This is a genomic window from Rhizobium sp. P38BS-XIX (assembly GCF_012641435.1).
In the GTDB taxonomy this organism is placed as follows: domain Bacteria; phylum Pseudomonadota; class Alphaproteobacteria; order Rhizobiales; family Rhizobiaceae; genus Rhizobium.
The window spans coordinates 214232-233899 of sequence record NZ_JABAIJ010000003.1; the positions used below are offsets into that span (position 1 = coordinate 214232).

At 58.8% G+C, this 19668-nt stretch carries 18 protein-coding genes and 1 pseudogene; 10 read left to right on the forward strand and 9 right to left on the reverse strand.

Annotation, left to right across the window (positions count from 1 at the left end; genetic code table 11):
• The first annotated feature begins 280 nt into the window (after window positions 1–280).
• The gene (locus HGP17_RS13035) at window positions 281–1735 is read left to right on the forward strand and encodes an APC family permease (protein WP_168809523.1); all 1455 of its coding nucleotides are present in this window, start codon (window positions 281–283) and stop codon (window positions 1733–1735) included.
• A gap of 56 nt (window positions 1736–1791) precedes the next feature.
• Window positions 1792–3270 (forward strand): aldehyde dehydrogenase, encoded by a 1479-nt coding sequence (locus HGP17_RS13040; protein ID WP_168809524.1) that lies wholly within the window; start codon window positions 1792–1794, stop codon window positions 3268–3270.
• 87 nt (window positions 3271–3357) lie between these two features.
• Here the strand turns inward: HGP17_RS13040 and HGP17_RS13045 are convergent, their stop codons facing one another.
• Both HGP17_RS13045 and HGP17_RS13050 read right to left on the reverse strand, forming a co-directional pair.
• Window positions 3358–3870: a flavin reductase gene (locus HGP17_RS13045; RefSeq protein WP_168809525.1), complete on the reverse strand. Its 513-nt coding sequence runs from the start codon at window positions 3868–3870 to the stop codon at window positions 3358–3360.
• Window positions 3871–3879: 9 nt separating this feature from the next.
• Complete coding sequence (locus tag HGP17_RS13050; protein ID WP_168809526.1) at window positions 3880–5442, reverse strand: 4-hydroxyphenylacetate 3-hydroxylase N-terminal domain-containing protein; 1563 nt, start codon at window positions 5440–5442, stop codon at window positions 3880–3882.
• Window positions 5443–5537: 95 nt separating this feature from the next.
• On the opposite strand from HGP17_RS13050, the gene HGP17_RS13055 reads away from it, so the two are divergent.
• A complete protein-coding gene (locus HGP17_RS13055; RefSeq protein ID WP_168809527.1) occupies window positions 5538–6431 on the forward strand; it encodes a helix-turn-helix domain-containing protein in 894 nt (297 codons plus the stop codon).
• A 43-nt stretch (window positions 6432–6474) separates the two neighbouring features.
• Here HGP17_RS13055 and HGP17_RS13060 read toward each other — a convergent pair whose 3' ends face one another.
• Window positions 6475–7299, reverse strand: a complete 825-nt coding sequence (locus tag HGP17_RS13060; protein ID WP_168809528.1) for an AraC family transcriptional regulator — start codon at window positions 7297–7299, stop codon at window positions 6475–6477.
• Window positions 7300–7396: 97 nt separating this feature from the next.
• On the opposite strand from HGP17_RS13060, the gene HGP17_RS13065 reads away from it, so the two are divergent.
• The 4 genes and pseudogenes from HGP17_RS13065 to HGP17_RS33695 all read left to right on the forward strand — a co-directional run bounded on the left by HGP17_RS13065 (window position 7397) and on the right by HGP17_RS33695 (window position 10113).
• Entirely contained in the window at window positions 7397–8326 is a 930-nt protein-coding gene (locus HGP17_RS13065; RefSeq protein ID WP_168809529.1) for a phytanoyl-CoA dioxygenase family protein, read from the forward strand.
• 108 nt (window positions 8327–8434) lie between these two features.
• The gene (locus HGP17_RS13070; RefSeq protein WP_168809531.1) at window positions 8435–8602 is read left to right on the forward strand and encodes a hypothetical protein; all 168 of its coding nucleotides are present in this window, start codon (window positions 8435–8437) and stop codon (window positions 8600–8602) included.
• 228 nt (window positions 8603–8830) lie between these two features.
• Window positions 8831–9934 (forward strand): dimethylsulfone monooxygenase SfnG, encoded by a 1104-nt coding sequence (gene sfnG / locus HGP17_RS13075; RefSeq protein ID WP_168809533.1) that lies wholly within the window; start codon window positions 8831–8833, stop codon window positions 9932–9934.
• Window positions 9894–10113, forward strand: a pseudogene (locus tag HGP17_RS33695) (hypothetical protein). Before sfnG ends, HGP17_RS33695 begins: the two are co-directional and overlap by 41 nt.
• Before the next feature lie 57 nt (window positions 10114–10170).
• Here the strand turns inward: HGP17_RS33695 and HGP17_RS13085 are convergent.
• Both HGP17_RS13085 and HGP17_RS13090 read right to left on the reverse strand, forming a co-directional pair.
• Entirely contained in the window at window positions 10171–10650 is a 480-nt protein-coding gene (locus HGP17_RS13085; RefSeq protein WP_168809535.1) for a pyridoxamine 5'-phosphate oxidase family protein, read from the reverse strand.
• Between the two features lie 62 nt (window positions 10651–10712).
• On the reverse strand, window positions 10713–10988 hold the full coding sequence (locus HGP17_RS13090) for a hypothetical protein (protein ID WP_246704079.1): 276 nt from the start codon (window positions 10986–10988) through the stop codon (window positions 10713–10715).
• Window positions 10989–11305: 317 nt separating this feature from the next.
• On the opposite strand from HGP17_RS13090, the gene HGP17_RS13095 reads away from it, so the two are divergent.
• Both HGP17_RS13095 and HGP17_RS13100 read left to right on the forward strand, forming a co-directional pair.
• Entirely contained in the window at window positions 11306–11596 is a 291-nt protein-coding gene (locus tag HGP17_RS13095; protein WP_168809537.1) for a hypothetical protein, read from the forward strand.
• Between the two features lie 269 nt (window positions 11597–11865).
• The gene (locus tag HGP17_RS13100; RefSeq protein ID WP_168809540.1) at window positions 11866–12909 is read left to right on the forward strand and encodes an FUSC family protein; all 1044 of its coding nucleotides are present in this window, start codon (window positions 11866–11868) and stop codon (window positions 12907–12909) included.
• Window positions 12910–12951: 42 nt separating this feature from the next.
• Here the strand turns inward: HGP17_RS13100 and manD are convergent, their stop codons facing one another.
• A complete protein-coding gene (gene manD, locus HGP17_RS13105) occupies window positions 12952–14154 on the reverse strand; it encodes a D-mannonate dehydratase ManD (protein WP_168809541.1) in 1203 nt (400 codons plus the stop codon).
• 30 nt (window positions 14155–14184) lie between these two features.
• Window positions 14185–15498 (reverse strand): MFS transporter, encoded by a 1314-nt coding sequence (locus tag HGP17_RS13110; RefSeq protein WP_205925958.1) that lies wholly within the window; start codon window positions 15496–15498, stop codon window positions 14185–14187.
• Window positions 15499–15566: 68 nt separating this feature from the next.
• On the opposite strand from HGP17_RS13110, the gene HGP17_RS13115 reads away from it, so the two are divergent.
• Window positions 15567–16388, forward strand: coding sequence for a GntR family transcriptional regulator (locus HGP17_RS13115; protein WP_168809543.1), 822 nt, complete (start codon window positions 15567–15569; stop codon window positions 16386–16388).
• A gap of 48 nt (window positions 16389–16436) precedes the next feature.
• Here the strand turns inward: HGP17_RS13115 and ugpC are convergent, their stop codons facing one another.
• Window positions 16437–17531 (reverse strand): sn-glycerol-3-phosphate ABC transporter ATP-binding protein UgpC, encoded by a 1095-nt coding sequence (ugpC, locus tag HGP17_RS13120; protein ID WP_168809545.1) that lies wholly within the window; start codon window positions 17529–17531, stop codon window positions 16437–16439.
• Window positions 17531–19639 (reverse strand): ADP-ribosylglycohydrolase family protein, encoded by a 2109-nt coding sequence (locus HGP17_RS13125; RefSeq protein WP_168809547.1) that lies wholly within the window; start codon window positions 19637–19639, stop codon window positions 17531–17533. The genes ugpC and HGP17_RS13125 overlap by 1 nt, the downstream gene beginning before the upstream one ends.
• Window positions 19640–19668: the final 29 nt, after the last annotated feature.

The following is a 19668-nucleotide window of genomic DNA, read 5'->3' on the forward strand; positions in this document are numbered from 1 at the left end:
TGATTCCAGCCGTGGCTTGCGCCCAATCAGTTCGCTGACCCCGCGCCGCGGCACGATAGCAGCGACCCAAGATACTTAACATGCGAAATAACTTGACAGAGCCCAGCAATGTTTGCAAGTCTATATTTGAAGCTATGGTTCAAATAATGAACCTTAGGCGCTGACGACGGCAAAATCAACAAAAGCATAAGCCCCGCTCGTCAGTCCGGTTTTTGGTGGAGGTCGCCCGCATGCAATTGCGGCGATGATCGGGTAATTTTATCAAGGGGAACCAACGCAGATGAACACGCAAAATTCGCAAGGCGCGGCTGAAAATCAGCTCCGCAAAAACAGTCTCGGCGTAGGTGCCGTGACCTTTCTGGTGGTGTCGGCCGCAGCGCCGCTAACGGCGGTTGCCGGTGGCGTGCCGCTGTCGATGATGCTCGGCAATGGGCCTGGCATCCCGCTCACCTTCCTGTTGGTGACAGGCATTCTGCTGCTCTTTGCGGTCGGTTACGTCGCCATGGCGCGGCATATCCGAAATGCCGGCGCCTTCTATGCCTATACGGCACAGGGACTTGGCGGCCTCATGGGCGGCGCTGCCGCCTTGATCGCGATCCTTGCCTACAATGCCATGCAGGTGGGTGTTCTCGGGCTCTTCGGCGCGGCGACCAAGGGTTTCTTCGCTGAGCAGCTAGGGCTTGATTTTCCCTGGTGGGTGTGGAGCTTCGTCGGCATCGCTTTCGTTGCCGTCTTTGGCTACCGCCGCGTGGATCTTTCGGCCAAGGTGCTGACGGTGCTCGTCATTCTCGAATATCTCGTCGTGCTCGTCATAGATGCCGCGATCTTCGCAAAGGGCGGCGACGCCGGCCTGTCCGCAGCACCTTTCACGCCGACCGCTTTCTGGAGCGGAACGCCGGCAGTTGGCCTGCTGTTCTGCTTTGCTGCCTTCATCGGCTTCGAAGCGACGACCATCTATAGCGAGGAAGCTCGTGAGCCGGAAAAGACGGTTCCGCGCGCGACCTATATTTCCGTTCTCATTATCGGACTGTTCTACATGCTGACGTCGTGGCTCATGGTAGCGGGTGCGGGTGTCGACAAGCTTGTTCCGACACTTCAGGGCCTTTCCGATCCCACGACCTTCCTCTTCGGCCTTGCCGAGCGCTATGTCGGCCATTGGATCACCGTCGTGATGAGTGTTCTTTTCATCACTAGCTTGTTTGCCGGCATCCTTGCCTTCCACAACGGCGTTGCGCGCTACATGTATGTCGCCGGGCGTGAAGGCTTGCTGCCGAAGTCGGTCGGTGTCACGCATCCGATCTTCCAGAGCCCACATGTCGGCTCGATTATTCAGACCGTCATTGCCGTGCTCGTCGTTGCGCTTTTTGCCGTGACGGGTCAGGATCCGGTACTGGCACTCTTCTCCTGGCTGACCAATGTCGCCACTCTCGCAATTATCCTTCTGATGGCCTTTACTGCCTTTGCGATCGTGGCGTTCTTCAGCCGCAATCCAAATCTCGAGCGCAACTTCCTGGCCATCAAGGTGTTGCCAATCGTGACAGGCCTCATTCTTCTAGCGCTTGTCTATTATATCTCGGCTAATTTCGGTGCGATTGCCGGCGCCAATGGTGTTCTTGCGATTGTTCTGCCGGGCCTGGTGCTGATCGCTGGCATCATCGGCTTCATTGCGGCCGCCCGCCTGAAGTCTTCGGATGCGGCAGGCTACGCCCGCCTCGGCGCCGGTCAGGAAGCCTGAGTGAATTCCAATCGTGATGGCGGGGAGACCCGCCATCCTCTTCGTGAGAAAATGAGATGCAGGACAAGATCGACCAGCTCCGGACATTATCCGTTTCCCCACAGGCATTGTTTATTGGCGGCGCCTGGCGGCAGCCGGCCAGCGGTGCCGCCATGGACGTCATTTCGCCGATCGACGGCACGTTGCTGACGACAATCGCCGATGCCGGCACGGAGGACGTCGATCTCGCCGTCAATGCGGCACGTCAAGCCTTCGAAAGAGGCAGCTGGTCAAAGGCTGCGCCGGCAGAGCGCAAAAAGGTGCTTTTGAGGATCGCAGAATTGATCGAGAAGAACGCGCTTGAACTGGCCGTTCTTGGCGTGCGGGACAACGGCACGGAAATCTCGATGGCGCTGAAGGCCGAACCCGGCAGCGCCGCCGGTACGTTTCGTTACTATGCCGAAGCGATCGACAAGGTCTATGGCGAGATCGCTCCGACGGCTGAGAACATTCTCGCGCTCGTCCATCGTGAGCCGATTGGGGTTGTTGCAGCCATCGTGCCGTGGAATTTTCCGATGATGATCGGTGCCTGGAAGATCGCTCCGGCGCTTGCGGCAGGCAATTCCGTGGTGCTGAAGCCTGCCGAAGGCGCGTCGCTGACGCTGCTCAGGCTTGCCGAAATTTGCGCCGAAGCCGGCTTGCCGGAAGGTGTGTTCAACGTCGTCACCGGGCGCGGCGCCATCTGTGGCGAGGCGTTGGGATTGCACATGGATATCGATGTGCTTGCCTTCACCGGGTCCGGCCCGATCGGTCGGCGGCTTCTGGAATATTCGGCGCGCTCGAATCTGAAGCGTGTCTATTTGGAACTTGGCGGTAAATCACCGAACATCGTCTTTGCCGACGCGCCCGATCTCGATCAGGCAGCCAAGGTTTCGGCCTACGGTATCTTCCGCAATTCCGGACAGGTTTGTGTCGCAGGCTCGCGGCTGCTTGTGGAGAAGTCGATCCATGAAGCCTTCTCGGAGAAGGTTGCGCGCATCGCAGAGACCATGAAGGTCGGCGATCCCCTGCAACTGTCGACGGAAGCGGGCGCCATCTCCAGCGAAATCCAGTTGAAGAAGGATCTCGGATATGTCGCGCAAGCGGTGTCGGAGGGCGCATCCTTGCGCACTGGTGGCTCGCGCATTCTCGAGGAGACCGGCGGATATTACATGCGGCCTGCCGTCTTCGAGGTGACGCCATCCATGACGCTGGCGCGTGAAGAGGTCTTCGGGCCTATCCTGTCGATCATACCCTTCGAGACGGAAGCGGAAGCGCTTCAGATTGCCAATGCCACGGACTATGGCCTGGCCTCCGCGGTGTGGACGTCGAACCTGTCGCGTGCTCATCGCATGGTGCGCGGCATCCGCGCCGGCGTCGTGCACGTCAACACGTACGGCGGGGCCGATAACAGCGTGCCATTGGGCGGCGTCAGGCAATCCGGCAACGGCCACGACAAATCGCTGCATGCGCTCGATAAATATATCGATTTGAAGTCGGCCTGGATCCAGCTTTGACAAAACAGCTTTCATAAGGAAACAGAGTGCCACGGTCAGCGGCACTCTGCATTTATTCCCGATGGTCGTTAGCCCGGCGTTTGCGATCTAGCCGCCGAAACTGCCCGCCTGGGTCGGCACATGCACATAGTTGCGATCGAAATAGAGAAGGGCGTGCCCATCCTTGCGGCTACGGATATCCAGGACCTCACCGATAAAGATGTGATGCGTCCCGACGAGACGTGCCTCCGTCAGTCGGCAATCGAAGGACACGATGGCATCTGAAAGCGCCTGACTGCCGGACCGGAAATCGATCCATTCGGCTGCCGCGTAGCGTTCTTCCATCTCGACACGCTGACCGGCGAAGTAGCCGGCCAGTTCCTTGTGTTCTTGCGTCAGAACATTGACGCAGAAGCGGCGGTTTTCGAGGAAAAGGCCCGTCTGGGCGGACCGGCTGTTCATGCAGACCAAAAGCGTCGGCGGCTCGTCGGTGACGCTGCACATGGCGGTGGCGGTAAAGCCGCCGCGACCCGCAGGACCGTTGGTGGTGATGACGTTGACCGGGGCACAGACCCTGGCCATGGCGTTGCGGAACTCGGTTTTCGAAAGTTGCTCCTCCATGGCGACACCTCATTCGGCGGCATTGCGGATCGGCGACGTGTCGCCGAGCGGCGGAAGCCAGGTGTCACCCGTCCATCCGTTCTCATCGTAGTCGCCCATGCAGCGATCGACGAGGGCCTCCATTTCCTTCAGACGGCCGCCGCGTTCGGCACCCTTCAGCACCTGCAGGCGGACTTCCTCCGGCGCTCCGGCGTAGTTCAGCTCGTAGAGTGCATGTCGTCCGCCGAACTCGGTGCCGGTCGCATCCCACAGCAGCTTCATGATCTTGATACGCTCGATATGGCCCATGTCATTGGACCCACGCACATATTGCGAGAGGTAACGGTCGATCTCCGGATTGCGGAAATCCTTGGCTGATGAAGGCAGGTAGATGAGGCCGGAGGCGACCACCTTGCGCACCGTCTCGATGACGCGCGGATAGGCTTCCGACATGAAGGTGCGGTAGGAGAGGGCCGCTTCCATGTTCGGCAGCACTGCGCCATTCGTCCAGGGCTGCGGATTGTAAGCCATTGCGTTGGAGAAGGACCAGAACATGTGGCGAAGCGCGATGACTTCGCCGAGCGCCGCCTGATTGCCCCGGAACGCATCACCGCCGGTCGCGCGCAGAGCCTTGGCGAGCAGCCCGGCGAGAAAATCAAGCTTCACGGCAAAGCGCGTGCAGCCCTGGAAGCAATAACCGTGCATGAAGCCGGAGGCCGGGTGGAAAGAAAGGATCTTGGCCGCATCGCGCAGCACCAAAACGTCCTCCCAGGGCACGAAGACATTGTCGAGTACGAGGATCGCGTCGTTCTCATCAAAGCGTGACGACAACGGATAGTCGAAGGGCTGCGCCACTGAGTTGGCCGTTTGCTCATAGGAAACACGGCAGAACATCTTGATGCCGGGCGCATTCATCGGAACGATGAACATGACCGATAGCGACGGGTCTTCCGTGACGGTTGCCGAGCTTTGAGCAAGGAAATTGTAATGGGTAAGGGCCGATGAGGTCGCCACCACCTTGGCGCCCGAAACATAGATGCCAGCGTCGGTTTCCTTGGTGATGTGAACGAAGACGTCCTTGACCGCATCGGCAGGCTTGTGGCGATCGATCGGTGGATTGACGATCGCGTGGTTCATGAACAGCACGGATTCCTGGGCGCGCTTGTGCCATGAAAGCGCATTGCCCTTGAAGGGACCGTACCAGTCGGCATTGGCGCCGAGCGTGTTCATGAGGGCCGCCTTGTAATCGGCGGTGCGCCCCATCCAGCCGTAGGACATGCGTGCCCAATCGGCAATGGCGCCCTGCTGTGCGACAAGCTCGGCCGAAGATTTCGCCACGCGGAAGTATTTATGGGTGTAACCGCCCGATCCGGTATCGGTCGGCGAGGTCAGTCGCTCCTTGGATTTTTCGTCGTGCAGCGCATCATACATTCGCGCGATCGAGCGGGCGGAGTTGCGCATCGAGGGATGCGTGGTGACATCGGCAATGCGCTCGCCGTTGATATAGACCTCGCGGCCGTCGCGGAGACTTGCCAGATATTCGGCGCCGGTGAATGGACGGGTCTTGTCGCTGCGGTGATCTTCAGCTCGCATCTCTTATTCCTCCCTTGAGATCATGGCCGATGCTACGTCCCGCACATTGCCGTAGCCATGGACAAAGGGACCAATTCGCTGGTACTTTTTCCGGCATGTCGCAGAAAATCGAAATACCGAATTTCTTTGTCTATGGCGTGCCGAGCCGCGCGCTGGATGTCGGCTTCCTCCATGTCGAAACCGTAATGGACCGGAAAACCTTGCATTTCGGGCAAGTGGCGCCGCACAAGCATCCGCTGATGGGACAGATCACCTATTGGTACAAGGGCGGCGGCCGCTACCGCATCGAGGATCGCACTTGGAATTTTTCCGCTCCGACGATCGGCTTCGTCCCGAGCAATATCATCCACGGATTCGAGGTCGATGACCAATCCGATGCGATTGTCGTTTCGATCTCGGACGATACGCTCAAGGCGCTTGCGCCGCAGGTTGGGCTGAGCCTCGATGCGCCGGCCTTCCTGACGGGCAAGGGCGAAGATTCCTCCTGGCAAAGGCTTGATCTCTTGCTCAAGATGATCAGCGATGAATATCGCGAGCATGGCGGCCAGAGCGAAAAGGTGATGCCGGGCCTGATCACGGTCGTGTTGTCGCTGATGAACCGGCTCGGTGGCAGTGCCGCGCTTCCATCAGCATCGCCGATGGTGGCGCTTGCGCTGGCGCTAAGGGCTGCCGTCGACAGGCACTACAAAAATGACTGGCCCGTTGCCCGCTACGTCGATTTGCTCGCCACGACGCAGCATCTACTTGATAAGTCTGCGCGTGAGGTGTTCGGACATACTGTCAAGGAAATGCTTTTGGACCGGCGGCTGCTTGAGGCCAAGCGCTTGTTGTTGTTCACCATTCGCTCGATCGAGGATATAGGGCGCGAAGTGGGCTTCGAAGATCCCGCTTATTTCTCACGCTTCTTTCGCAAGCGTATGGGGGAGTCCCCGGCCGCCTGGCGGCGTCGGAATCTGGAGCGGGAGCCATCCGATGATGCAGGGGTGTGACAAGCTCGAGGCAGGAGCGTAGGTTTCCCTGGCGTATTCTGTGTCAGCCTCGTCTGAATCGCGCCCGAAATTCGCGCGGCGTACAGTTTTCCCGTTCATGGAACAGCCGTGAAAAGTAGAAAGGGTCCTCGAAGCCGATTTTCGCGGCGATGATCTCGATCTTCTCGTCTGTGGTCGTCAAAAGCTCCTTGGCTCGGTCTATCCGCACGCGTAGCTGAAAACCCTTTGGCGGCAGGCCAACTTCCGCCGTCACCCGTCTTCGTAGCGTCGCAGGCGACATTCCGTGCTCCTCCGCAAATGCAGCCATATCGAGGGTCTGCGTCGCTCTGCGCCGAAGCGCCTCGATAATCCCGGCCATGTCGCCGCCACTGCGAGCGGAGGGCCGGACATGGCTTGCCTGCTGTGCCGCCAGAACGACGAGCTGGTGTAGCGAGGCGGCGGCTGAGGCTCTTGCGAGATTCGTATCTTCGAGCAGATCGGCATGGATGCCGGCAAAAAGACGTTGGATACGGTCCAGATTGCGAAGCTCAACGAGTGGATGCTGTTCGCTGATAAGACGCAGCCGCAAAAAGTCCCGTACAAGAGAGCCTTCGAACAGCGCCCATCGCTCGCTCCAACCTTCACCATCGGGGCCGTACGAGTGTTTGCGGTTTGGAAAAAGCCAGAACAGCATTGGGCCTCTCACATCCTGTCGCCCGCTGGTCTCGGCGTCGAGAAAACCTCGACCATCCTCGACGAGAACCACTGCATAGCTTGGCAGTTTTCGCGCCTCGACGGAATGCATGGCACGCTGGCTGCCGCTGCCGGTCACTGTCAGTCCTCCGGCTGCTGCGAGCGGCGATCGATAGACGGCTTCAGTCACTTTCATGGTGAGCGAAAAGTCCAGTATGGTTTCCCTCCATGGAGTGAAACATCATCTGTAGCTAGTTTCAACTGACAATCGGATCGAATGATAGGCGAGTGAAATGTCGATTTCCATGCAAGCGATGCCCTCTGACGAACGCGCGTTTAGTCTCGTGGCCAACGGGAAGCTTCTTTCCGGCGCGCCCAATCGGCTCGGCTATCTCACACCCACGGACCCGGGTATTGGCGTGGGAGCAATCCGACGTCTTTATGAAGAGAATGGATATGTGTGGCTGAAAGGGTTCCTGCCACGCAAGGAGGTGATCGATTTTCGTGGCTGGGTCTTCGGCCACTTGGCAAAGACAGGGCTGATTGCGGAAGGAACCGATCCCAGGGACGGGATCGCATCCGCTGCGGCCCCGGAGGGCAGGGACGTCGATCGTTGCTTGATGTCGCTTGTGCGTTCCGTTGCCTATGAGGGCTTTTGCGCGCAACCGCGCATCTCGCGTTTTATGGACGAATTCCTGTCGGGCATTTCCTATCTGCACAAACGCAAGATCATGCGCCATGTGCGGCCGGGAACGATGACGGTGACGCCTGCGCATTATGATCTGGTCTATCTGCGTGGCGGCACCAGCCGCATCGTGACCGCATGGATACCGATCGGCGATATCCCGATTGAGATGGGTGGGCTCACCTATCTGGAAGGCTCGCATGCGATCGGTGTTGGGATGGAACGTGAGTTCAACGAGAAGAACGAGGATCTCAGTCCCGAGGAGCGCGTCAGCGCCTTCAATCGCAACATGACGGAGGGTGGCTGGGTCTCAAAGGATCTGCCTGACATGGCGGAGCGATTTAACACGCGCTGGCTGGTAGCGGATTACGAGGCAGGCGACGTCATGATCCATTCGCCTTTCATGATTCACGCTTCGACGACAAACCAGGACCAAGGGCAAAGACTGCGTTTGTCAACGGACATCCGATATCAGAACGTCGAAGACGAAATCGACGCCAGATGGAACAACCATTGGACGCTCGGCGACATGCTGTAGGACAGCCGACAGATTGCCGGTCGGAAAGCACGCATCACGGCCGCGATGTTGCGTTGGAGACCGTCGAGGCGGATTGGCAAAGCGCCCGATCTTCGCTAATCGATTGTTATGTCCGATAACATCATCAAGTTCGAACGCCGCCCCAAGCCGAAGCCGCCAAGGCACACGCCGCCCTGGCTCAAACGTCTGCTGGCGGTCGTCATCATCGTTGCGTTCTTTGTCGCCGCCTTCGTGTATTTTTCTCTGACGGGTGGTGCTACCGGCCGGCCTTTCTAGGCTTTTTCATGCGGTCGGTGCTCGACATCAGCCTCCGAGCTGCGCGTTGGTCCTTTGCGGACCCTGTCTAGTCCCATGCGCACGCAGCACCCTGACTGCATGCGATCTTGCTCGGCGCAGCAGTTTTTCCCGAAACTGCCAAAACTTGGTATGAATTTCTTCGATAAACCATAAAATCTATAGAGTATATTTATGGAGGGTTGAGGCAAATCACGTCAGGAGATTGCAATGAGCGATGTGAAAAGAGAGCCGTTGAAATTCGCCTACTGGGTTCCAAACGTTTCGGGCGGACTTGTCATCTCGAATATCGAGCAAAGGACGAGCTGGACGATCGACTACAATCGCAAGCTGGCACAAATCGCTGAGGCGAGCGGCTTTGACTATGCGTTGAGCCAGATCCGCTTCACTGCCGGCTACGGCGCGGAATATCAGCATGAATCGGTTGCCTTCAGCCATTCGCTTCTGGAGGCGACAACGAAGCTGAAAGTGATCGCCGCTATTCTGCCCGGTCCATGGGCTCCTGCGTTGGCGGCCAAGCAGATTGCCACGATCAATCATCTCACCAACGGCCGCGTCGCCGTCAACGTCGTCAGCGGGTGGTTTCGCGGGGAATTCCACGCCATCGGCGAACCTTGGCTCGATCATGACGAGCGTTATCGCCGCTCAGAAGAGTTCATTCGTGCCCTGCGCGGCATCTGGACCGAGGATAGTTTCACGTTTCGCGGTGATTTCTATCGTTTCACCGATTATTCGCTGAAACCCAAGCCGATCGATCCGCAACCGGAAATCTTCCAGGGTGGCTCTTCCCGCGCAGCGAGAGACATGGCCTCGCGCGTCTCCGACTGGTATTTCACCAATGGCAATACGCCCGAGGAGATTGCCAAACAGGTAGACGACATTCAATCCAAGGCCACGGAAAACGGGCATCATGTCCGCGTCGGCGTCAACGCCTTTGCAATCGTGCGAGATAGCGAGGCGGAGGCGAAAGCGGTGCTCGACGAAATTGTCGAAAAAGCCAATCCGGATGCCGTTAAGGCATTCGGTCACGAAGTGAAGAATGCCGGCAAGGCTTCGCCTGAAGGCGAGGGCAATTGGGCGAAATCCAGCTTCGAGGACCTTGTTCAATATAATGACGGTTTCCGCTCCAATCTGATCGGCACGCCGCAACAGGTGGCCGAGCGCATCCTCCGTCTGAAACGGGCGGGCGCCGATCTGATCCTGCTCGGTTTCCTGCACTTCCAGGAGGAGGTCGAGTATTTTGGAAAGCACGTCATTCCGCTGGTGAGGGCACTTGAGTCTGCCGAGGACACTGTCGCCGTGGCGGCGGAATAGGCCCCGGCTGTCGGCGTCAATTGTCGCCACCGGCGCAACGACTTCCGAATTGGCTGGAGGCATGGGCTTGGATCAATAGCGACGATGCACTTATCGGCGACGGCCGACATTCGCCGGCGGGCACGGTTGCATCGCCGGTCGATCTGCTTTCTACGGATGAGGAAGAGTGGGAAGAATAGAGAGATGCTGGGCCGCGGTCACTGGATAACGGCCGCGGCGATGTTTAGGGCTTCCCTCTAAAGCTCCACTTTCACGTTGTCTCCCATATTGGGCTTCGTGTTGGAGATCGCAGCAGCGGCCATTTTGATGTAGCTGATGACGGTGCCGGGGCTATCCCAATATTCCGCTGAAGATGGCGTAATTTTCAAGACGCGAATGGACGGATCTTTCGCGTCGTGCCACCAGGCTTTTGCCGGCGTGGACCAGAGATCCTCAATGCGCTCCCGATCGTTCTGCACTTCAGCCGTGCCCGAAATGGAAACATATTTTTGCGATTTCGTATCGGCAAAGGCGAGGCAAACATCCGGCCAGCGCGCGATCTCATCGTCTTTATGTCCTGCCACATCCGTCAGAAAATAGATCGCGTTTTCGACCGGTTCGGCGTGCGCCGCCATGGGACGCGCCCGAAGGCTGCCTGAGGTCTGTGTCGTGAGCATGCAGAAGCCGATCTTGTCGATCAGCTCCCAGACGCGTGCATTGTCGTCAAGGTCAGTCATTACCATCTCCTTGTTTTCAATGATTGCTGCAAAGGCCGCTTGGGGCTGTGGCCGCGAACCGGTTATTTTTGCTCGCGTGTACCTGGTGAAGCTTCTCGCTGATCGGCGTCTTCCAGGTCCGTCGAGACGATGAATGCATCGCCATGCTGGCGTGCCGCTTCTCTTTCTGCCTTAAGATTGGGCTGGTCATCCGGAGCCAGTTCGGTGGAATGCTCCATTTCCGCATCGATCTTGCCTCTCAGAGGAGGCGATTTTTCACGCTTCGTGGTGTCGGCGGTCGTGGCTCGATGCGGCGTTGAATTGCTGCTTTGCTGTCGGTTGTCCATCACCTTGGTCATCCTATCGGTTCGATTTCCGAAAGCGGCTGCCGCAGTTCTTTCTGTGAGTTCGTCTTTGCATTGACGAGCGGCAGACATGGAGGTGAAACCGCTCGCCGACCTCAATGTTCCCAGCTGACGCACACGTCTCTTCGTCGAATGCTCCGTTCAAAGGTGCGTTCTGCGGCGCCTGCCATGTTTCTGTCAAAAGCGTCCAGACGTGTATTCCTGCCGATTTTTCAAGGCCTTGAATCCGCGTGCCGCTCTTCTTAGTTCCATAGAGACCGAGGCTTCAGAAGCTCGGTTGCAATCACGTCTATTCGGAGTGAGTGATCAAAATGGAAGACAAGACGAGAAATATCGAAAACCTGAGCGTTGCCGAACGCGAGGAAATTCTTATCGACGCGGCCCGGACCTTGGAAGGTGCGGCACAGGAAGCGATGGTCGAGGGCGACCAGAAATTTGCGGCATTCTCAATCAATATGGCCGAGGCGATCCGCATCAATGCAGACGAGCTGGCGCGCGAGGATCTTGAAAGCGCCGATCAGGTTCTGCAGCAGGCGGCTGAAGTCATCTCGCAGTTCAAAGCGACCCATCCTTACCCAATGATCAGCACTGCGGTTCACTAATCGCTTTGCTGCCCTAATTCCTGCCACGACGCCCGGGCCCTGAAGGTCACAAAGGGTGGCATCGCCTCTGCGCGTGCCGCCCTTCTTTCATGTCTCGGGGAAACCTGCCATTGTCGAGCGCGGAGCATGGTCGATAGCGGCTGTTTCAGGAGAGAGCGGAGGGGCAAGATCCGAACGGCATTGTCAATCAATAGTCCCATTTGGAAAGCTGTGGGATGACCGAGCGGGAAACTCGTCAAAGTGGTCCGCCTTCTCCCCCGAAAGCTGCATTGGCACAGACCAAGCGGGCGGCGATACAGGCGCTGCGGGTGATGATCGCCTGCACGGTAACATACGCGATCTCGCAGCTTCTCAACCTACAGCAGGGCTATTGGGCCGTCTTCACGGTGCTGATCGTCATGCAGGCGTCGGTGGGTGCCACCGCCGGTATGGCTGTCGATCGGCTGGTCGCGACCGTTGCCGGCGCCGTCCTCGGAGGGCTCGCGGTGCTCGTTACGCCGCACCAACCCGTCGCAATCGGCGTCGCCCTCATCTGCGTTGTTGGTTTTGCCAGCTTCGTGTCCGCCCGCGCCCCGCGCCTGCGCAACGCAGGGCTCACCGCCGCGATCGTGATGCTCACCCATTCTCAGTCTGTGCCGGTCGAAATCTTCGTCATCGATCGTATTGCCGAGATTACGCTCGGCGGCGTCATCGGGGTGCTTTCTAGCCTCTTCATCCTGCCGACCCGCTCACGAACAGTGGTGCTGGATCGGTTCGCATCGGCGCTTGAGGTCATGGCGCAGATATTGCGCACCCTGGCAGCGGCTGCGGAAAAGGGAGAACCTGTGTCTGCCGTCGAAGCCAATATAGGCCTGCGGCAATCCTTGATCGCGGCCGAGGCGCTGTTGATCGACGCGCAGCGCGAACGCGCCTTGTGGCTGGCGCGGCAGGGAATATCCGACGCCATTCCGCGCTCTCTCTGGCGTATCCGCAATGACATGACCTATGTCAGCCACCTTGTGGAAACCCCGTTCCCGTCTGTGGTCGTTGACGCGTTGGGGCCACAGGTGGCGTCGGTTCTGCGCGCGCAGGCGGGTTTTGCCGAAGCGTGCGGCAAGGTACTTCGTGCTGGCGGCCAGATCGATTCCGAGCTCCTGTCGAACGCCGACAACAGTCTTCAGGAGGCCTTCGATGCTTTCCAGCATTCTGATGCAGCGCAGTCTATCGGATTTAGCGATACCGGCCGTCTGTTTGGCGTCGATTTCACCCTGCGCCGCATGCGGCAGAATTTTCTCGATCTCGCAGATCGTATCCAGGAGAGCCACGCACGCTAACACCAATCGGCCGGCGGATAAGGCCGGCCGATTGTTCAGATATTACCAGCTCCACATGGTGCCGTCGGTAAGCCTTGCAACGTCAAGATAGGCCTGTCGATAGGGGTATTTTTTCGCCGCCTTCTCGTCGATATCGACGCCGTGGCCGGGCTTTTCCCCGCTGTAGAGATAGCCGTCCTTCAGATGCCATTCGTGCGGAAAGACATTCTTCGCCTCGTCCGGATGGAAGGCATATTCCTGAATGCCGAAGTTCGGCACCCAGCGATCGAAATGTAGAGCCGCGCCCATTGTGATGGGCGACATGTCGGCTGCGCCATGGCAGGCGGTGCGAATGTGATAGAGCCCGGCAAGATCGGCGATGCGCCGTACATGCGTGATGCCGCCGGCATGCAGTGGCGTCGTGCGGATATAGTCGATCAGCTGTTCCTGTATCAGCTGTCGGCAATCATGGATCGAGTTGAAAACTTCGCCGAGCGCCAGCGGCGTGGTCGAATGCTGGCGGATGAGGCGGAAGGATTCCTGGTTTTCGGCCGGAACGGCGTCTTCGAGCCAGAAGAGCTTGTGACGCTCTACCTCCTTCGCAAGCCCTGCTGCTTCCTGCGGCGTCAGGCGGTGGTGGACGTCGTGGAGGAGATGGAGCTCATAGCCGAAGCGATCGCGCAGATGATCGAGAAGCTTCGGCAGGAAGCGCAGATAGGTCGGCGTATCCCAGAGCGTTTCCCGCGGCTTGTCTTCGGCCTGGGCGAGCGAACCTACCTTTTCGACGCCGTAGGTTACCGGCAAGCCCGGAACGGCGCTTTGGACGCGAATTGCCTTCCAGCCTTGCTCCTTGAAAGCAGCGACCTTGTCGCCGGTCTCTTCGATCGTCTCGCCGTTGGCATGGGTATAGGTCAGCATGTGGGTGCGGCTTGCGCCGCCAAGCAACTGGTAAAGCGGCATGTTGGCCGCCTTTGCCTTGATGTCCCACAGCGCGACGTCGACCGCGGCGATCGCGGCCATGGTGATCGGGCCGCGGCGCCAATAGGCGCCCTTGTAGAAATACTGCCAGATGTCCTCGATCTGCGACGCGTCGCGGCCAATGAGGCAGGGAACGAGATGATCCTGCAGGTAGGAGGCGACAGCCAGCTCGCGGCCGTTTACCGTGGCGTCGCCGATGCCGTAAATCCCTTCGTCTGTCTCGATCTTGAGCGTGACGAAGTTGCGTCCGGGCGAGCAGACGATGACCTTCGCATTTGTGATTTTCATGGGAACCCTTTCGTGGTCTGAGGATCTAAATCACGCTTTCGGATCGGCGATCTGCTCGATGCGGCCGAGGACGAAAACATAGGAGACGATGCCGATTGCAAGCATTGCGCCGGCCAGAAGAAAGGCGCGGCTGAAGGATTGCGTGGCGCCGACGATGAAGCCGGTGATGATCGGCGCTGCGATGCCGGTGACGCTATTGAGGAAGTTCATGATGCCGCCGACCGTCGCCGCGCCGCCCTTCGGCGCGATCAACGCGGGGATCGACCATCCGGCCGGTGCGGCAGCGGCAAGGCCGCTCAGCGAAATGGTAATCCAGAGAATCGCCCAATAAGGATCGGTGGTGAGCCCTGCACCGACGACGGCCAGACCCATCAACATGCCGAAGACGATGATCGTCTTGCGAACGCGGGATTCGTCATGACCCTTGCGGATGAGATGGTCGATCAGCCAGCCGCCGATCAAGAGATCCGAGATCGTGGCGAAGATCCAGGGGATCGTCGTAAAGCTTGCCGATTTCAGGATATCCATGTGCATCTCCTTGACCAGATAATCCGGCAGCCAGAAGATGAAGAGGGCGAAGGCGTAGCCATAGGCGGCAAAGCCGATCGAAAGGCCCCAGACCTTGCGATTGCGCAGGAGATAACCGAGCATGCCGACCGCGTTGGCGGCGGCTTCGCCTTCCTGTGCCGCACCGCCGGCCTTTATGTACGCCCGTTCCTCGTCCGAGAGGTTTTTGTCGGCGCTGGGATCGCGATAAAACAGCCAGAACATCGCAAAGAAGACGAAACTGATGGCTGCCGTCGCAAGGAAGCCGCCGCGCCAGCCGAAATGCAGCATTAGGAAGGCGACCAGCGGAATGGCGATGACGTTGGAGAATTTTGCTGCCGCATCAAAGAGCGCGGTTGCTAGGCCCCGTTCATGGCGCGGAAACCAGTAGCCGGTTGCCTTCGAATTGGCCGGGAAGCCTGGAGTTTCCGCTACGCCGAGAAGCATGCGGGAAAGAAAAAGCGTCTGCATTCCCACCGAGAAGGCTGTGATGACGGAAGCAATGCCCCAGGAAAACGTGCTCCGCCGCATCACCCGGGAAATGCCGAAACGGTCGAGCAGCATACCGACGGGAATTTGCAGGAAGCCGTAGGTCCAGCCGAAGGCGCTGAACAGGATGCCCATCTCGGCCGGTCCGATCTTGAAATCGTCCTGAATGAGCGGCGAGGCGACCGTGAGGTTCACCCGGTCGAAATAGTTGACGAGAACGCCGAGCGCGAGAAGAGCGCCGATCCACCAACGTCGGTTGGTGGATGGCCGTCGCATGGCTTCGGTTGATGATGCGTGGTCGATTGTCATGATTTCCTCCCTCAATGAAATATCACGCTAGTAATCTGAAATTTCACATGGGGCAATAATTTTGATATATGGAGCCGAATGTCAATGCCGGGCCTTGTGAATCGAGGATCGGCGGCAGTGGTGAATTCGAGCGGGAAAAGATCGACAGCGCGATGATGAAGAAGGAAAAACAACCTCGAAGCCTGTCGGAGGAAGCCTATGATCGTCTTGAGAGCATGATCGTTTCCACCGAGCTCCTGCCCGGTGCTCGTTACACGATCCAACAGCTGCAACAGCAATCCGGCCTTGGTCGCACGCCGGTTCATGATGCGGTCAAGCGTCTCTCGGCCAACCAACTTATCCATGTCAGCCCACGCTCGGGCCTGCGCATCGCACCGGTCAATCTGGCGCAGGAGCGGACGTTGCTGCCTCTGCGCATGGAAATGGAGGCGATTGCCTGTGGGCTGGCGAGCGAACGCGCGACGCCGCAGGATCATAAGGTTCTGAGGACATTCATCACGGATCTCGAAGCGTCCAAGGCAGATCTCAGCCTCGAGCGCTTCAACGTCACGGACCGGCTATTGAACAGGGCAATCCTGACGGCTTCCGGCGAGCCGCTTCTGGCAAACACGCTTATTCCGCTGCAGACGCTCTACAGACGCACCGGCTGGATCTATCACACCTATCTCGGCCCCGGCGCTCCGATGGAGACGACTGTCGAGAACCATATTGTCTTGCTTCGACACATCGTCTCAGGAGACCGTGTTCGCACGGAGGCCTATGTGCGCGAGATGATGGAGGATCTTGGCAATATGCTGCTGAAGGTGCGCCAATCGATCGATCCGGCAACACTCGATGTCAGCCTGGCTGATATGTCTGTCAGAACAGGCGTGGCCGGCCCGATCCATTGATCGAGCAGAAATGCGCCGCCCTTGGACGGCGCTTCAAATCGCAGGATCTCAGGCGTGCTGTTCGGCCATGTTGCCGGTCAGTCGCTTGCCGGTCGCGTCAAAAAGGCAGATCCGTTCCGTCCGCGGTTGCAGCCATATCGTTTTCTCCGGCTGGATGCTCAGCCGGTCGTGGAAGACGGTCACGATCGTCTGTTCGCCGACAGTCGCGGTCACGTGCGTTTCCGATCCGAGAGGCTCAACGACCACCACGCGGGCAGGAATGCCGACATTCTCCGGGGAGAGGCTGAAATATTCAGGACGGATGCCATAGACGCCCTCCACGCTCGAAAGCTTCGGAGCATTCTCGGGGAGAGGCAGTATGACGCCCTGATGGGTTCTAAACACCGACTTGCCATCCACGCTTTCGAAACGGCCGGTCAGCAGATTCATGGCCGGAGAACCGATGAACGCGGCAACGAAGGTGCTTTGCGGATTGTCGTAGAGCTCAAGCGGCCGTCCGATCTGCTCAATGTGGCCGCCATTCATGACGACGATGCGATCGGCCATCGTCATTGCTTCCACCTGATCGTGGGTGACATAGATGGTCGTCGTTGCCAGACGCCGGTGAAGGCTCTTGATCTCGGCGCGCATGGCGACGCGCAGCTTTGCATCGAGGTTGGATAGGGGCTCGTCGAACAGGAAGACCTGCGGGTTGCGGACGATCGAACGGCCCATGGCGACGCGCTGGCGCTGGCCGCCGGAGAGCTGGCGTGGATATCGCCCGAGGAGATCGGTGAGCCCCAGAATCTGTGCGGCGTGCGCCACGCGCTTCTGCTTTTCGTCCTTGGCGGCGCCGGCGAGTGTGAGCGAAAAAGCCATGTTCTCGGCTACCGTCATATGCGGATAGAGCGCATAATTCTGGAAGACCATGGATATATCGCGTTCCTTGGGTGGGAGATTGTTGACGACCCGTCCACCGATGCTGACCGTGCCGCCGGTGATGTCCTCGAGGCCGGCGATCATTCGCAGCAGGGTCGATTTCCCGCAGCCCGACGGGCCCACGAGAACGACGAACTCGCCGTCGGCAATGTCGGCCGAGACGCCGTGGAGAACCTCCACTGCGCCATAGGCCTTGCGTGCCTTGTCTATGGTGACTGTCGCCATCAGACGCCTCCGATCCGGATCTCGTTGGACGACAGGGCGCCTTCATGAACGAGCAGGCCGATGCCACCGTCGTGGAACGCATCTGCGGACGCGTCCTCTGCGGTGACCGAAATACCGTCGGCTTCGAAGGTGATACGCGGGCCTTCAGCTTTGACCTTCATAGAAATATGCTTGTCGAATTCGATGTTGAAGGCGGTTTCGGCGAGGACCTTGGTGTCCTCGTCGCGAACCCTGACAATCTGCATCTTGCCGTCACGCGTGACACGGGCTCCGTAATAGCGGCGCAGACCCTGTGCACGGATGGCAAGCCCACCATAGTTGCCGAGATGGATCATTACCTGGCCCGATGCCTGATAGTCGGTCCATTGGCGGGTGCCGTGAATGATGATGCCTTCGCCGCTGTTTTGCGAGATGCGAAAGGCGGCCGGGAAGCGCTTGGAGAAGAAGCTGGCGCCGTTCACCCAGGCCATGCGCCAGAAGTCGCCGTCACCGGCAGGACGCTTGAGTGTCAGTTTCGGTGCTCCGTCCCAGCGGAGATAGTCGACGAGCAGCTGACCATCGGCGCGGCGGCCGGTACCGTTCACCGCGATGCCGATTTCGGCGATCGGCTGACCATCGGCTTCGGGAAGCGTCCATTCGAGGATGGCTTCCGCGCCTGGCTCGATGATGACCGGATCGGAGTCGATATCGCTCAACTGGTCGCGTTCGTCATAAACGCGGATGCGAAGACGAGCTTCGATCGATCCACGGTTCTGCTGGCCGGCCTTGACGCGGGCCTTCACCTTCTGACCGGGATAGACGAGCGGCGTTGCCATCAGATCGTAGGTGCGCATGTCAAGCATTTCGCGTGGCGAGAAGGTCGGCGTTGTCACCACGGCACTCTGTGCCGGGCCAAGCGCTTCGTAATCGATTGTCAGCGCGCGCCCGCTCTCGAATTCGGTATTGCCGACGCGCACGCCGCTCGCTGAATCGAGGCCTGTCAGAGGACGGAACCCCTGCTGACTTCCTGGCAGAGAGAAATGAAATTGCGCACCGTTCTTCGGCGCGCCGAGCGACTGATGGCCGGCAAGCTGAAGGCCGAGATTGGTCAGGAAATAAGCCTGCCGCACGGCATCGTTGATGGAGTTGCCGCCATCAGCCGACGAGATCAGCATACGGTCGGCGATGGGGCTGCGGAAATCCGGGCCTTCGCCAAGCCCGTCGAGCCCGTTCATGATGCCGAGCAGGCAACCGACATTGCCTGCGTTGCAATCCGTATCCCAGCCGGACGTATTGACGATCATCTGCGCCTTCTGGAAATCGTGCGGCGCATAGAGAACGGTCATGATCATGAGGGCATGGTTCGGTATGACATGGCAATTGCCGGGATATTTGTCGTAGCCGTAATTGTCCTGGATCTTCTGACGCGTATCGCGCCAATCGAGGTGCGCCTTGTGCCAGCTGCGAATATCGGCAATCAGCTTTGCGATGAGGCTGTCGCCGGGGATCGCCTTGAGGCCGGTGTCGATCAGATGATCGATATCGGATGCAACGAAAGCTTCCGCTTCCATCGCCGCCCACAACATGGCGGCATAGACGGATTCTCCGTCATGGCTGACTTTTCCGGCCTGTTCGGCAAGCTTGGCAGCCAGTTCGGGTTGGCCGGGAGCGACCATTGCCCATCCGTCGATGAAAATCTGTGCGCCGATCTGCTCGGCAACGCCTTGGCCGTTGGCGGCGATCGAGCCAGATTGCGGTGCGGCTACACCTTTCTTGAGGTTGAGCCACGCAGTGTGTTCGGTCGAGTTGCCGTTGCCGCCCCACCACAGGATCGAGCGTTCCTCAACGATGTAGTTGAGCCACGCCTTGCCGATTTCCTCGGCCGAGAGGTTCGGTTTGATGCCATAGTCTTCAAGCGCCCGGATGAACGTGAAGGTGCCGGCGACATCGTCATCGGTAACGACGAGCGGCTGGTTCAGACGTTCATGCACGTAATATTCGATCGGACCCAGCTCTTCCATGATCTTCTGGTAGGTCCAACCCTCGAAAGGGCGACCGAGATAGACGCCGATGAGCTTGCCCAGGACGCCGGCATAGACGCGTTCGAGATAGTCGTTCGGAAGCTGCATTGCTCACTCCATTTAATCGATAAATTCGT

Excerpts from the sequence above, each read along its gene's own strand:
- HGP17_RS13035 (WP_168809523.1), top strand. The coding sequence starts at position 281 with ATGAACACGCAAAATTCGCAAGGCGCGGCTGAAAATCAGCTCCGCAAA.
- HGP17_RS13040 (WP_168809524.1), top strand. The coding sequence starts at position 1,792 with ATGCAGGACAAGATCGACCAGCTCCGGACATTATCCGTTTCCCCACAG.
- HGP17_RS13045 (WP_168809525.1), bottom strand. The coding sequence starts at position 3,870 with ATGGAGGAGCAACTTTCGAAAACCGAGTTCCGCAACGCCATGGCCAGG.
- HGP17_RS13050 (WP_168809526.1), bottom strand. The coding sequence starts at position 5,442 with ATGCGAGCTGAAGATCACCGCAGCGACAAGACCCGTCCATTCACCGGC.
- HGP17_RS13055 (WP_168809527.1), top strand. The coding sequence starts at position 5,538 with ATGTCGCAGAAAATCGAAATACCGAATTTCTTTGTCTATGGCGTGCCG.
- HGP17_RS13060 (WP_168809528.1), bottom strand. The coding sequence starts at position 7,299 with ATGAAAGTGACTGAAGCCGTCTATCGATCGCCGCTCGCAGCAGCCGGA.
- HGP17_RS13065 (WP_168809529.1), top strand. The coding sequence starts at position 7,397 with ATGTCGATTTCCATGCAAGCGATGCCCTCTGACGAACGCGCGTTTAGT.
- HGP17_RS13070 (WP_168809531.1), top strand. The coding sequence starts at position 8,435 with ATGTCCGATAACATCATCAAGTTCGAACGCCGCCCCAAGCCGAAGCCG.
- sfnG (WP_168809533.1), top strand. The coding sequence starts at position 8,831 with ATGAGCGATGTGAAAAGAGAGCCGTTGAAATTCGCCTACTGGGTTCCA.
- HGP17_RS13085 (WP_168809535.1), bottom strand. The coding sequence starts at position 10,650 with ATGACTGACCTTGACGACAATGCACGCGTCTGGGAGCTGATCGACAAG.
- HGP17_RS13090 (WP_246704079.1), bottom strand. The coding sequence starts at position 10,988 with ATGACCAAGGTGATGGACAACCGACAGCAAAGCAGCAATTCAACGCCG.
- HGP17_RS13095 (WP_168809537.1), top strand. The coding sequence starts at position 11,306 with ATGGAAGACAAGACGAGAAATATCGAAAACCTGAGCGTTGCCGAACGC.
- manD (WP_168809541.1), bottom strand. The coding sequence starts at position 14,154 with ATGAAAATCACAAATGCGAAGGTCATCGTCTGCTCGCCCGGACGCAAC.
- HGP17_RS13110 (WP_205925958.1), bottom strand. The coding sequence starts at position 15,498 with ATGACAATCGACCACGCATCATCAACCGAAGCCATGCGACGGCCATCC.
- HGP17_RS13115 (WP_168809543.1), top strand. The coding sequence starts at position 15,567 with ATGGAGCCGAATGTCAATGCCGGGCCTTGTGAATCGAGGATCGGCGGC.
- ugpC (WP_168809545.1), bottom strand. The coding sequence starts at position 17,531 with ATGGCGACAGTCACCATAGACAAGGCACGCAAGGCCTATGGCGCAGTG.
- HGP17_RS13125 (WP_168809547.1), bottom strand. The coding sequence starts at position 19,639 with ATGCAGCTTCCGAACGACTATCTCGAACGCGTCTATGCCGGCGTCCTG.